Origin of the sequence: Nocardioides sambongensis, assembly GCF_006494815.1 — a bacterium.
GTDB classification, from domain to species: domain Bacteria; phylum Actinomycetota; class Actinomycetes; order Propionibacteriales; family Nocardioidaceae; genus Nocardioides; species Nocardioides sambongensis.
The window spans coordinates 1,185,854-1,198,817 of sequence record NZ_CP041091.1 but is presented as its reverse complement, the minus strand read 5'-3'; the positions used below and the strand labels follow the sequence as shown (position 1 = coordinate 1,198,817).

Annotated in this window: 10 protein-coding genes and 1 pseudogene; 6 read left to right on the top strand and 5 right to left on the bottom strand. The window is 71.6% G+C overall.

Features of this window, described 5'->3' with window-relative positions; all coding sequences use genetic code 11:
* The first annotated feature begins 39 nt into the window (after window positions 1–39).
* Window positions 40–888, top strand: a complete 849-nt coding sequence (locus tag FIV43_RS05580; protein ID WP_231123748.1) for an acyl-CoA thioesterase domain-containing protein — start codon at window positions 40–42, stop codon at window positions 886–888.
* 26 nt (window positions 889–914) lie between these two features.
* On the opposite strand, the gene rmuC is transcribed toward FIV43_RS05580, so the two are convergent.
* Entirely contained in the window at window positions 915–2,345 is a 1,431-nt protein-coding gene (gene rmuC / locus FIV43_RS05575; protein WP_181407692.1) for a DNA recombination protein RmuC, read from the bottom strand.
* A gap of 96 nt (window positions 2,346–2,441) precedes the next feature.
* Between rmuC and FIV43_RS05570 the strand changes: the two genes are divergently transcribed.
* Window positions 2,442–3,377, top strand: coding sequence for an SDR family NAD(P)-dependent oxidoreductase (locus tag FIV43_RS05570; RefSeq protein WP_141013336.1), 936 nt, complete (start codon window positions 2,442–2,444; stop codon window positions 3,375–3,377).
* On the opposite strand, the gene FIV43_RS05565 is transcribed toward FIV43_RS05570, so the two are convergent.
* The gene (locus FIV43_RS05565) at window positions 3,364–4,071 is read right to left on the bottom strand and encodes a peptidylprolyl isomerase (RefSeq protein WP_141013335.1); all 708 of its coding nucleotides are present in this window, start codon (window positions 4,069–4,071) and stop codon (window positions 3,364–3,366) included. The genes FIV43_RS05570 and FIV43_RS05565 overlap by 14 nt on opposite strands.
* 47 nt (window positions 4,072–4,118) lie before the next feature.
* Between FIV43_RS05565 and FIV43_RS23700 the strand changes: the two are divergent.
* The 4 genes and pseudogenes from FIV43_RS23700 (at window position 4,119) to FIV43_RS05545 (ending at window position 9,139) form a co-directional block, all read left to right on the top strand.
* Window positions 4,119–4,984, top strand: a pseudogene (locus FIV43_RS23700) (LLM class F420-dependent oxidoreductase).
* Window positions 4,985–5,053: 69 nt separating this feature from the next.
* Window positions 5,054–6,592 carry an acyl-CoA synthetase gene (locus tag FIV43_RS05555; protein WP_141013334.1) on the top strand — a complete coding sequence of 513 codons (1,539 nt, stop codon included), beginning with the start codon at window positions 5,054–5,056 and terminating at the stop codon, window positions 6,590–6,592.
* 52 nt (window positions 6,593–6,644) lie between these two features.
* Window positions 6,645–7,775: a serine hydrolase domain-containing protein gene (locus tag FIV43_RS05550; RefSeq protein WP_141013333.1), complete on the top strand. Its 1,131-nt coding sequence runs from the start codon at window positions 6,645–6,647 to the stop codon at window positions 7,773–7,775.
* Entirely contained in the window at window positions 7,772–9,139 is a 1,368-nt protein-coding gene (locus tag FIV43_RS05545) for a flavin-containing monooxygenase (protein ID WP_141013332.1), read from the top strand. The genes FIV43_RS05550 and FIV43_RS05545 overlap by 4 nt, the downstream gene beginning before the upstream one ends.
* An 88-nt stretch (window positions 9,140–9,227) precedes the next feature.
* On the opposite strand, the gene FIV43_RS05540 is transcribed toward FIV43_RS05545, so the two are convergent.
* From FIV43_RS05540 to FIV43_RS05530, 3 genes are all read right to left on the bottom strand, one after another.
* Window positions 9,228–10,508 (bottom strand): competence/damage-inducible protein A, encoded by a 1,281-nt coding sequence (locus FIV43_RS05540; RefSeq protein WP_141013331.1) that lies wholly within the window; start codon window positions 10,506–10,508, stop codon window positions 9,228–9,230.
* Window positions 10,509–10,523: 15 nt separating this feature from the next.
* The gene (locus tag FIV43_RS05535) at window positions 10,524–11,732 is read right to left on the bottom strand and encodes a mechanosensitive ion channel family protein (protein ID WP_196780987.1); all 1,209 of its coding nucleotides are present in this window, start codon (window positions 11,730–11,732) and stop codon (window positions 10,524–10,526) included.
* A 131-nt stretch (window positions 11,733–11,863) separates the two neighbouring features.
* Window positions 11,864–12,727 carry an alpha/beta hydrolase family protein gene (locus FIV43_RS05530; protein WP_196780986.1) on the bottom strand — a complete coding sequence of 288 codons (864 nt, stop codon included), beginning with the start codon at window positions 12,725–12,727 and terminating at the stop codon, window positions 11,864–11,866.
* Between the last annotated feature and the right edge of the window lie 237 nt (window positions 12,728–12,964).

Sequence of the window (12,964 nt, the reverse complement as noted above, 5' to 3'; positions counted from 1 at the left end):
TCGGTCCCTCTCCCGGTGGCCACCCGGCATCATGGGCGGGTGGATGAGAACACGTTGCAGTTCGGCTGGTTCGTCGTCGAGGGCGACACCTTCGTCCCGGAGACGCTGGCGCAGAGTCTCTGGAGCACCGAGCAGATGCACGGGGTGGCCGTCTCCGGACTGCTCGCCAGGGCACTGGAACGCACGGTCGAGGGTGCGGGCCGCGCGGACCTGGTGCCCGCCCGCTACCAGGTCGACCTGTTCCGCCCGGCCAAGATGGTGCCGACGACGGCGTCGGCGACCGTGGTGCGGGAGGGGCCACGGCTGATGCTGGTCGACGCGGTGGTGGAGCAGGCCGATGGCGTGGTGGCCCGTGCCAGCGGCACCTTCCTGCGGGCGTCGGCGAACCCGGCCGGCGCGGTCTGGTCGACCGACGACCGGGCGACCCCGCCCGACGTCGACCTGGTGCCGCCTGCCGGCGTCCACCACGTGCCGTTCTTCCGCAGCGACCGCCCGTGGTCGCAGAACTTCGGCGACCACCAGAACGCCGGACGCCACGCCACCTGGCAGACCGCCGTACCGATCGTGATCGGCGAGGAGATCACCCCGTTCCAGGCGGTGGCGTCGGCCGCCGACGCCACCAGCATGGTGACGAACTGGGGGAGCGGCGGCATCGAGTACATCAACACCGACATCAGCCTCGCGCTCGCACGTCGTCCCGACAGCACCTGCATCGGGCTGCGCGCCAACGACCATGTCGCGGTGGATGGCGTCGCCGTCGGCAGCGCGGAGGTCTTCGACCGCACCGGCCCGCTGGGGGTGGTGACGGTCACCTCGGTGGCGAACTCGCGCCGTACGGTCGACCTCAGTGGCGACGAGAACCCGGTGCAGGCGCCTCCGGGCGTGTGACCGGTGCGGGCTCGGCCGGAACGGTCTCAGCCGGTGCGGCGCTCGTCGTCCACGATCTCGGCGTCGACCGGCTCGTCGAGGCCCAGGTCGAAGGAGAGCTCGTGGCGCCCGGCGTCGGCGATCGCCTCGAAGTCACCGCTGGTCAGCGCCCGCGGCGTCACGTCGATGGTCGCCGGTGCCGGGATCACCGAGGACTCGTCCATCCGGTCCAGCTTGCGCGCGGTGACCAGCACGCGGGACTCCAGGGAGCCGGCGAACGCGTTGTAGCTCTTGATCGTCGACTCCAGCGAACGGCGCAGCTTCTCCGCGTGCTCCGCCATCGTCTGGATCCGACGGTAGAGCTCGCGACCGAGGTCGAAGAGGCGCTGCGCGTCCTCGGTCAGCACGTCCTGGCGCCAGGTGAACGCCACCGTCTTCAGGATCGCCCACAGGTTGGCCGGCGTGGCGAGCACGATGCCCTTCCCGAAGGCGTGCTCGAGCAGTGACGGGTCGGCCTCGAGGGCGGCCGAGAGCAGCTGGTCGTTGGGGATGAAGGCGATGGTGAACTCCGGGCTCGCGGCCAGTCCGCTCCAGTAGCTCTTCGAGGCGAGCGTGTCCACGTGGCCGCGGACCTTCTTGGCGTGCTCCACCAGGTGGCGGTGCCGCTGGTCCGGGGGCAGGTCGGACCGGCAGGCCTCGATGTAGGCGTTGTAGGGAGCCTTGGCATCGATCGCCATCTGCTTGCCGCCGGGCAGGTTGATCACCATGTCCGGGCGACGCGCCCCCGAGTCCGCCTGGATCGAGGCCTGGGTGTCGAAGTCGACCCGGGCCAGCAGGCCTGCCGACTCGACCAGCGTCCGCAGCTGGGTCTCGCCCCAGAAGCCGCGCACGGCGTTGTTGCTGAGGGCGTGCGCGAGGGTGTCGGCCGCCTTCTTCGACTCCGCCACCGTGTGCTGGGTGGTGCGCAGCTGCTCGGCGAGCTCCCCGTGCTGGCGGTGCCGCTGCTCCTCCATGTCGTGCACCCGCTGCTGCATGGCACGCAGCTGCTCCACCACCGGGGTCAGGGTCTTGAGCACCTGCTGGTGGCCGCCCTCGGTGCGCTCCCGCTGCTGCTGGGCGTGCTGCTGGGTGCGCACCGACTCCTGGTGCTGTGCGCGAGCGGCGTCGAGGGAGCCGCGGATCTCCTCCACCGATGCCAGCGCCGCGGCCAGCCGGCTCTCCACCTCGGCTCGCGCGGCGGCCTCCTGGGCGCGGATCTCGGTCGCGATGTGCTCGGCACGGACGGCCGCGAGCTCCTGCTCCCGGTCGGCCTCGGCGCGCACCCGGTCCACCTCGACGCGGTGGTGCTCGGTCTCGGCCTCGGCGGCACGCAGGGCCTCCTGGTGGGCGCGGGTGTCGGCGGCGCGGGTGACACGGCCGAGCAGGATGCCCAGCCCGGCGCCGAGCAGCACGCCGACGAGCAGCAGAACGATCTCCATGCGAACCATCCAAACAGCCCCGCCCGACACAAACCTGCTGGCCACGCCGAGGCGTTCGGCACACCACCGGCCCGCCGCTGTGCGACGCTGTCGCGCATGCGCTCGCGGACCCGTCCCCGGATCGCGGTACCGCCCCAACCGGGCCGCCGGTTCGTGATCACCGGAGCCAACAGCGGCGTGGGCCTCGCGGCCGCGCAGATCCTCGGGTCCCGGGGCGCGCACCTGGTCCTGGCCTGTCGCAGCGTGGAGAAGGCCCAGGCCGCGGCGCGCACCGTGCCCGGGCACGACCTCGGACGGGTGCAGGTGCGCCGGCTGGACGTCGCCGACCTCGACTCGGTGCACCGGTTCGCCCGCGAGCTGGTCGCCGAGGTCGGTGGTGCCGACGTCCTGGTCAACAACGCCGGCGTGCTCGGCGTACCGCACCGGCTGACCCGCGAGGGCGTGGAGATGCACTTCGCCACCAACTACCTCGGCCACTACGTGCTGACCAACCTGCTGCTGCCGCACCTCACCGACCGGGTGGTGGTGACCGGTTCGCGCGAGCACCGCGGCGGCCGCCTGGACGATCTGGACGACCTCGGTTGGCAGCGCCGCCCCTACCGGGCGTTCCAGGCCTACGGGGACTCCAAGCTCGCGGACCTGCTGTTCCTGGCCGAGCTCGACCGGCGTCTGCGCGCGGCGGGCAGCCCGCTGCGCGCGGTCGGCGCGCACCCCGGCGCCACCGCCAGCGCGATCACCCGCGGCACCGGGCACCCGTGGATCACCGCGGTGGCCGGTTTCGGCCACCGCCTGGTCGGCATGCCCGCCTGGCGCGGTGCACTCAACACCGTCCACGCCGCCACGACGGATGTCCCCGGCGGCAGCTACACCGGACCGCACGGGATCACCGAGCTGTGGGGATGGCCCGGCCCGGCCCGGCGTTCCCGCCGGGCCCAGGACCCGGTGCTCGCGCGCGCCCTGTGGCGCCGCTCGGTCGACCTGACCGGGCTCGACTTCCCCGACCAGGTCGAGGGACGGCTCAGCCCAGGGTGATGCTGGTGATGTCGATCGGCGTCTTCGGGGCGCCGTCCTCAGGGCCCATCTGCGGCTCGACACCGGCCTCGGCGGCCTCGGTGATCGCGTCGATGCCGTCCTGGTCGATGGTGCCGAAGACGGTGTACTCGGGCGGCAGCGAGGTGTTCCCGTAGGCCACGAAGAACTGGGAGCCACCGGAGTCCGGGTCCTGGCTCCGGGCCATCGCGAGGGTGCCGGCCGGGTAGGTCTCGGTGCCGTCGTACTCGGCCGGGATGGTGTAGCCGGGACCGCCGGTGCCGGTGCCCGTCGGGTCACCGCACTGGAGCACCTTGAAGGCCTCCGCGACGGTCAGCCGGTGGCACGGTGTGTCGTCGTAGAAGCCCTGCTCGATCAGGGAGACCATCGAGTTCACCGTGCACGGCGCGCTGTCCGCGTCCAGGCTCATCGAGAAGTCACCGACGCTGGAGGTTACCTCCACGGCCACCTCACCCTCGACGGTCGGCTCCTCCGGCGGGAGCTCGACGTCGCCGCCGGTGCCGTCGGAGACGTAGGTGCAGGTCGCGGCCTCGGACCCGGCGTCGGTCCCGGAGTCGGTCCCGGAGTCGGTCCCGGAGTCGGTGGCCGTCTCGGTCTCGCCGGAGTCGTCGCCGCAGGCGGAGAAGGTGGCCAGGAGCAGGAGGGCCGGCAGGCCGGCGAGCGCGCGCTTGAGCATGGTCCCGAAGGGTACGCAGCGATCCCACGACGGCGTAGCGTCGGGGCATGGACCTCGGTATCCACTACGCCAACTTCTCCCACCCCGACTGGAGCGACCGCCTGGTCGACCGGCTGACCGGCACCGCCCGCCTCGCCGACGCCGGCGGGATCCGGCAGCTCAGCGTGATGGACCACTACTTCCAGATGGAGATGCTCGGTGGGCCCGAGGAGCCGATGCTGGAGGGCTACACCACCCTCGGCTACCTCGCCGCCGTCACCGAGCGCCTCGACCTCGGACTGCTGGTGACCGGCGTCAGCTACCGCCACCCCGGCCTGCTGGCGAAGATCGTCACCACCCTCGACGTGCTGTCCGGGGCCGGGCGTTCCTCGGCATCGGCGCCGCGTGGTACGACCGGGAGCACGAAGGGCTGGGAGTGCCCTTCCCGGAGACCGCGGAGCGCTTCGAACGGCTCGAGGAGACGCTGCGGATCTTCCGGCAGATGACCGGACCGGACGACGGCTCCTTCACCGGTCGGCACTACCAGCTGGCCGAGACGGTCAACGTCCCGCCGCCGGTGCGGGCACGGATCCCGATCATGATCGGCGGGTCGGGGGAGCGGAAGACCCTGCGCCTGGTCGCGCAGTACGCCAGCGCCTGCAACCTGTTCGGCGAGGGCACCGAGGTGGTACGTCGCAAGCTGGAGGTGCTGCGCTCCCACTGCGACGACGTGGGCCGTGACTACGCCGCGATCCGCAAGACCGTGCTGGCCCAGTCCGACCCGGTCGGGGACGTCGACGCTTTCCTGCGCGAGATGGAGGAGCTGGCCGGACTCGGCGTCGAGATGGCGGTGGCGATGCCGCGCGGCGACGACCCGGAGGCCTGGACCGGGCGCGTCGTCGAGGAGGTGCTGCCCCGGCTCCGCGAGCTCTGAGGACGGCACTCCCACCACTGATCCGAACAAACGTTGGGATTTCGTTGTGAGTGGTGTCACAGTGGTGCCATGTACCCCGGAACCTGGGCAGCCGAGGACCCCGATCGCGTCGCGCTGGTGATGGCCGGTTCGGGACGTCGCCTGACCTACGCCGAGCTCGACGAACGCAGTCTGCGGCTGGCCAACCACCTGCGCGCAGCCGGTCTCCGGCGCGGTGACGTGGTGGCGCTGCTGAGCGACAACACGCCGGAGACCTACGAGGTCTACTGGGCGGCGTTGCGCTCGGGTCTCTACATCACCGCGGTCAACCACAACCTGAGCGCGGCGGAGGCGTCGTACATCATCGGCGACTGCGACGCGAAGGCGCTGGTGGTCTCCGCGGCGAAGCGCGACCTGGTCGCCGCCCTCGAGGTCGACGTCGCCGATCGGCTGGCCTACGGGGGAGCGGTGCCGGGCCATGCCGACTACGAGGCCGCCCTGGCGACGGCGGGCGCGACACCGCTGCCCGAGCAGCCCCACGGCGACGACCTGCTCTACTCCTCCGGCACCACTGGACGTCCGAAGGGGATCAAGCTGCCGCTGCCCGACTACGCGGTGGACGAGCCGGGCTATCCCTACGTGACGATCTTCGGTGGCCTCTACGCCTTCACCGAGGAGACCGTCTATCTCTCCCCGGCGCCCGTCTACCACGCCGCGCCGCTGCGGTACGGCGGCGTGGTGCACGCCCTGGGCGGCACCCTGGTGATGATGGAGAAGTTCGACGCGGAGCTGTTCCTCGACGCGGTCGAGCGGTTCGGCGTCACGCACACCCAGTGCGTCCCGACGATGTTCGTCCGGATGCTCAAGCTCCCCGACGCGACCCGGGCGCGGTACGACGTCTCCAGCCTGCGCTACGTGATCCACGCCGCCGCCCCGTGCCCGGTGCAGGTCAAGCAGCGGATGATCGACTGGTTCGGACCGGTGATCTACGAGTACTACGCCTCCACCGAGGCCAACGGCGCGACCATGATCGACTCCGAGCAGTGGCTCGCCCACCCCGGCTCGGTGGGGGTGCCGCTGCTCGGTGTGCCGCACGTGTGCGCCGAGGACGGCACCGAGGTCGGCACCGGAGAGGTCGGCACGATCTACTTCGAGCGGGCCGAGCACGACGGGCCGTCGTTCAGCTATCACAAGGACCCGCAGAAGACCGCGAGCACCCAGCACCCGGCGCACCCGAACTGGACCACGGTCGGCGACCTCGGCTACCTCGACGAGGACGGGTTCCTCTACCTGACCGACCGCAAGGCGTTCATGATCATCAGCGGCGGGGTGAACATCTACCCGCAGGAGGTCGAGGACCTGCTGACGCTGCACCCCGCGGTGCACGACATCGCCGTGATCGGCGTCCCCGACGAGGAGATGGGGGAGCGGGTGGTCGCCTTCGTGCAGCCCGCCGAGGGCACCGCGGCGGACGAGACGCTCGCCGCCGAGCTCATCGCCTACGCGCGGGAGCGGATCGCCCACTTCAAGATCCCGCGCGAGGTGATCTTCCGCGACGAGCTGCCCCGCACGCCGACCGGGAAGATGGTCAAGGGCAGGCTGCGCGACGAGTACGTCGCGTCCGTCTGAATCCCGGATCCACCCCTAGCCGGTGACGTAGAACACGTTCTATGGTCGCCGGGTGGTCGACGGAGATTGCAGCCCAGCGTTCCTGCCCCTGCGCGAGGAGCTCGCGCGCAACCTCGACTCCGGCGCGGATGTGGGTGCCTCGGTCGCGGTGGTCCACGACGGCGAGCTCGTGGCGGACCTCTGGGGCGGTGAGGCCCGTCCCGGAGTGCCGTGGCAGGCCGACACCGTGGTCCAGGTCTGGTCGGTGACCAAGGCGATGGTCGGGCTGACCGCGCTGGTCCTCGCCGACCGTGGCGAGATCGACCTGGACGCGCCGGTCGCGAAGTACTGGCCGGAGTTCGGGGCCGCGGGCAAGGAGGGCGTGCTGGTGCGGCACGTGCTCGGTCACACCAGCGGGGTGCCCGGGTGGACGCCGCAGGTCGGTGTCGAGGACGCCCTCGACCTGGTCGGCGCGGAGGCACTCCTGGCCGCCGAGGCCCCGTGGTACGAGCCCGGGTCGGCGTCGGCGTACCAGATCGTGGCGCACGGTCATCTCGTCGACGGCATCGTCCGCGGCGCAACCGGTCAGGGCGTCGCGGAGGTGCTCCAGTCCGAGGTGCTGGCCCCACTCGGAGCCGAGTTCCTGCTCGGGGTGCCGGAGGCCGATCTCGCACGGTGCGCCGACCTGCTCTCACCGCCGCAGTCGGCGGTCGACTACAGCCAGCTGCCGTCGGACTCGTTCCTGCTGCGCACCATCGCCAACCCGCTGCTCACGCCCAAGAGGTGCAACGAGGCGGACTGGCGCCGGGGGCAGGTCGGTGGGGCCGGTGGCCACGGCACGGCGCGCGGCATCGCACGGGCCCAGGCCGTGGTCTCCCACGGCGGTGAGCTGGACGGGGTGCGGCTCCTCTCGCCGCAGACCCTGGACCGGATCTTCGAGGTCCAGGCGTCGGGGCCGGACCAGCTGCTGATGCTGCCGGTGACCTTCGGCATCGGCTACGGACTGCCGACCCCGTCGGCGCCCGCGGTCGGCGAGGGCCGGGTGTGCTGGTGGACCGGGTACGGCGGAGCGATCGTGGTCAACGACCTCGACCGGCGGGCCACGATCGCCTACGCGCCCAACCAGCTCGCCGAGCACATGCTCTCCTCGCCGCGCACCGACGGCTACGTCCGCACCGCCCTCGCCTGCCTGGAGGCCCTGTGAGCACCGCACCGAGCTCCGCCGCGAACTCCGCTGCTGGCACGGTCCCCGCGCCGCACGTCGCGATCATCGGCGCCGGGTGCTCCGGGATCACCACGGCCAAGCGGCTCGCCGACTACGGCATCGCCTACGACCAGTTCGAGATGAGCGACGACATCGGCGGCAACTGGTACTTCGGCAATCCCAACGGGCGCTCCGCGGTCTACGAGTCGCTGCACATCGACACCTCGACGAAGCGGCTGGAGTTCGAGGACTTCCCCGCGCCCGCGGACTACCCGGACTTCCCGCACCACACCCTGATCCACGACTACTTCCGTGCCTACGTGGACGAGTTCGGGCTCGGTGACCGGATCGAGTTCAATACCGAGGTCACCCGCGCGGCGCGCAGCGGTGACGGCTGGGAGCTCACGCTCTCGACGGGGGAGACCCGCCACTACACCGACCTGGTGGTGGCCAACGGACACCACTGGAAGCCGCGGCTGCCGGACTACCCGGGGGAGTTCGCGGGCGACCTCATCCACAGCCACGCCTACGTCAACCCGTTCGATCCCGTGGAGATCCGCGGCAAGCGCGTGATCGTGGTCGGAATGGGCAACTCCGCGATGGACATCGCCTCCGAGCTCTCCAACCGGTGGATGGCCGAGAAGCTCTACGTCTCGGCCCGCCGCGGCGTCTGGGTGCTCCCGAAGTATCGCAACGGGGTCGCCGCGGACAAGGTGATGGCGCCACCGGACATCCCGAAGGCCGTGGCGCTGGAGGCCTCCCGCAAGCTGATCCGGGAGCTGGTGGGGGAGATGAGCAACTACGGTCTGCCCGACCCGGACCACGAGCCGCTCGCCGCACACCCCTCGGTGAGTGCCGACTTCCTCACCCGCGCCGGATCCGGCGACATCCACATGCTGCCCGAGATCACCCGCCTCGACGGTCACACCGTCCACCTGGCCGACGGCGCCACGGTCGAGGCCGACGTGATCATCTGCGCCACCGGCTACGAGATGTCGTTCCCGTTCTTCGCCGACACCGAGGCCGACCTGCACCCGGACGACGAGCACCGCTACCCGTTGTTCAAGCGGATGATCAAGCCGGGGGTGGACCACCTGTTCTACCTGGGCCTGGCGCAGTCCTCCCCGACCATCGTGAACCTGGCCGAGCAGCAGTCCAAGCTGCTCGCCCGCCTGCTGGTCGGCGACTACGTGCTGCCGGAGGTCGCCGAGCAGGAGCTGATCACGAAGGCCGACGAGGACGCCCACCTCGAGCAGTACTACGCCACGCCCCGGCACACGATCCAGATCGACTTCGCGCGCTACGTGGTGGACCTGATGGCCGAGATCGAGGCCGGCGAGGAGCGGGCCCGCGCCGCACGCTGACGCCCCCGAGCGACGCCCCGGAGTGACACCTCAGTGTGACACCTCAGAGTGACACCTCAGAGTGATGCCGCAGCGGTGTCGCGCCGGTTCAGGTCGTGGCCAGCACCTCGCGCAGCAGGTGCAGCACGCAGGTGACGCTGCGCGAGCGGATCAGGTCGCGGCCGCCACCCAGCCGCAGCTCCCGGTGCCAGGTGCGATCGGGACCGGCCACCGCCACGTGCACCAGACCGACCGGCTTCTCCGGCGTCCCACCGTCGGGGCCTGCGACACCGGTGGTGGACAGGCCGTACGTCGTACCGGTGCGCCGGCGGGCGCCCTCCGCCATGGCGACGGCGACCTCGCGGCTGACCGCTCCCACGGAGGCGAGCAGGGCCGGCGGGACGCCCACGGCCTCCGTCTTCGCCTCGTTGGCGTAGGTGACGAAGCCGCCGGCCAGATAACGGGAGGAGCCGGGAAGGTCGGCCAGGCGGGCGGCGACCAGGCCGGCCGTGCACGACTCGGCGGTCGAGACGGTGGCCTCGGAGACCACCAGCAGGTCGGCGACGATCTCGTCGACGCTGCGGCCGTCGGTGCTGAAGACGCGGTTGCCGAACGCCGACGTCAGCGTCGCCTCGAGCGCGGCGTAGGCGGCGGCGCCGTCGGCCGGGTGACGGGTGACGATCTCCAGCTCCCCGTCGCGCAGGCAGGTGGTGATCTCGAGGCCGGACGTGTCGTGCTCGGTCTCGTGGCCGCGGAGGACGGCGGCCAGCTCGGCCTCCGGCGGCCCCCACACCCGCACCGTGGACTGGCGCAGCGGCTCCGCTCCGCTCAGCGCGGCGACGACCCGAGGGTCGCTCATCGCGGCCGGCCACATCGACCGCAGCTCCGACGGAGGCCCCGGCAGCACCAGGACCGGGGGACCGGGGGCGTCCGCGGGCGCCGGCACCACCAGGCCCGGAGCCGTCCCGATCGGCTCTAGCGCGGTGGCGCCGGTCGGCACCAGCGCCTGCTTGCGCACGCCCGCGCGTACGTCGTCGCGGTCCGTGTCCCAGCCGCGGACGGCGTACAGCCGGTCGACGAACTGCTGGATCCGCGCCTCGAGATCGGGGTCCGGCGCCATCGGGCGCTGCTGCACCTGCGCCACCACGGCCGCGGTGAGGTCATCGGCCGTCGGCCCCAGGCCGCCGGTGGTGATCACCAGGTCGTGCTGCGGTGCCAGGTAGCGCAGGGCGGCGGCGAGGTCGGGCGGACGGTCGCCGACGACGACCAGCTGGCCGACATCGACACCCCTGGTCCGCAGCTCCTCGACGAGCCAGGGGCCGTTCGCGTCCGCGACGCGTCCGGTGAGCACCTCGGTGCCGGTGACGACGATGCCTGCGCGCGCTGTCATGGGGCGATCGTAGGTTCAGCCCCGGACGGACGCGGGCTCCCGTGCGGGTTCGGCCTCCGCGGCCAGGTCGTCGACCTCGTCGAGGTCGATCTCCTGGGTCATCCGGGCGGCCCGCTCCTCGGCGGCGGCGTCGCCGTGGAACAGCCCGCGGGAGCCCTCGGTGGTCCGGGCCATCGGCGTGCGCGGCGCCTCGACCAGCTCGGTGCGGGTGCGCGGCATGCCGCGGTCGGCGTTCTCGCGGACCCAGGCGACCAGGTGCTCGCGCACCAGGCAGCGCAGGTCGAAGAGGTTGCCGGCGTCCGCGGCGCTGACCAGGGCGCGGACCCGCACGTAGCCGCCGACGGCGTCGGTGACCTGGACGACCTTGACCCGGCCGTCCCACAGGTCGGTCTCGGCCAGCACCCGGTCCAGCTCGGTCCGCATCGCGGTGATGTCGGCACGCCAGTCGAGGTCGAGCTCCACGGCACCCATCAGCTCGGGGGTCTCCCGCGTCCAGTTCTGGAACGGGGTGGTGGTGAAGTAGCTGGACGGCAGCACCAGCCGACGCTCGTCCCAGAGGTGGACCACGACGTAGGTGAGGGTGATCTCCTCGATCAGCCCCCACTCCTCCTCGACGATGACCGCGTCGCCCATCCGGATCGCGTCGCTGAACGCCAGCTGCAGGCCGGCGAAGACGTTGCCGAGGACCGAGGTGGCCGCGAGGCCGGCCACGATGCTGATCACACCGGCCGAGGCCAGCACACTGGCCCCGAAGGACTCGACGCCGGGGAAGCTGAGCAGCACGGCGCCGATCGTGAGTACGACGCCCACCGCCCAGACCAGCCGCCGCAGCAGCAGCACCTGCGTCCGCAACCGGCGAGCCGCCCGGTTGTCGGCGCGCTCGATCTGGTCGGAGTTGCGCATCAAGGCGAGGTCGACCAGGAAGACGGTCACCACCGTCAGCACCCAGCCGGTCGCCACGATGGCGAGGATCCGGGCGGCCAGTGCCGCGGCACTCCACCCGGGCAGGTCGTCACCGGGTCGCAGCTCGGCGACCACCGGGTTGAGCGCCACCATCAGCACCAGCACCGTGAACGGGACTCGGGCACGACGCTCCAAGGTGGCCGCAGGATGCCAGCGGCGCGCCAGCAGAGCCATCCCGAACCGCAGCGCCACGATCACCGCGACCGCCGCCCCGAGCGCGACCGCAGCCGTGGTGAGGACGTCCATCATGTCGAACCGCATCCGTCCACCGTGCCGAGTCGGGGCCGCGGACCCAAACCGGACGCGCCGTCGTGAGCGGCGCGGGTGAGACAACTCACCGGACGGGCCGCCGGGGGTCGAGACTCCCGGCGGCCCGTGTGGTCAGCCGACGATCAGCCGGGGCAGGTGTCCCGGTAGTCCGACAGCGAGATCGAGGAGGGCGCGGGGCAGAGGAACGCCTCGTAGCGCAGGTCCTCGTCCAGGTATCGCTTGAGCCACGAGACGAAGAGCCGTCCCTGCCAGTCGTCGTTGGTGTTGGCGATCAGGTGACCGGCGTTGTTGACCTCGCCGTACGCCTTCTCCGGAGCGCCGGAGAGGCTGGCGTAGAACGGGATCGAGTGCGAGGAGACCGGCGCGATCGCGTCGTTCTCGGCACCGATGATCATCGTCGGGATGTCGACGCCGGGCCAGGTCTTGTCGGTGTGCCACGGCTGCAGGGCGACCGCCGTCTTGATCACGCTGGTGCGGTTGTCGGCGGCGTAGAGCGTGCCACCCCCACCCATGGAGTGACCCGAGACGGCGATCCGGCTCTCGTCGAGCCGGCTGGCCACCGCGCTCGGCGCGTCCTCGGTCAGGTAGTCGACGGCGTCGAGGATCTGGCGACCGCGGCTGTCGGGCTGGTCGTAGATGGTGTTGGTGTCGATGACCAACACCACGAAGCCGTGGGAGGCGACACGTCGGGCCACGCCGGCGTACGACCCCGAGGTGGCGGTGAAGCCGGGGGAGAGGACCACGCCGCCGAAGGTCCCCTCGGAGGTGCTGGTCGGGTAGTAGATCGTGCCGCCACCGAAGCCGAGCACCAGTGAGGAGACCGAGGTGGTGCTCACCGAGAACGAGCCGTTGCCGAGTAGGCGGGTGGGGGTGGGATCGGGGCCGCGTTCGTAACCGTCGGCCTGAGCAGGACTGGCGACCAGTCCTGCCAGGGGCAGGGTCAGGGCCGCAGCAATCGCGCCGAGTCGGATTGCCAGTTGTCGCACGTGATGCTCCTTCGTCAGGTGGCCGCGGACCGGCCACGTGATCCGGACGCTAGGGCCACGGACGTGTCCACCGTCACAGTCCTGGGGCGCAAGGCTGGTTGGGCACGGTGCACAAGGCCGCTGTTGGAGGTTCGTGCGGACGAGGTGTGTGATGGTCGGGTGACGAGCAGCGAGCGGCCGCGGCGGCACGGGCGGCTGGACGTGGGGGACGGGCAGCGGATCCACTGGGAGGAGTGG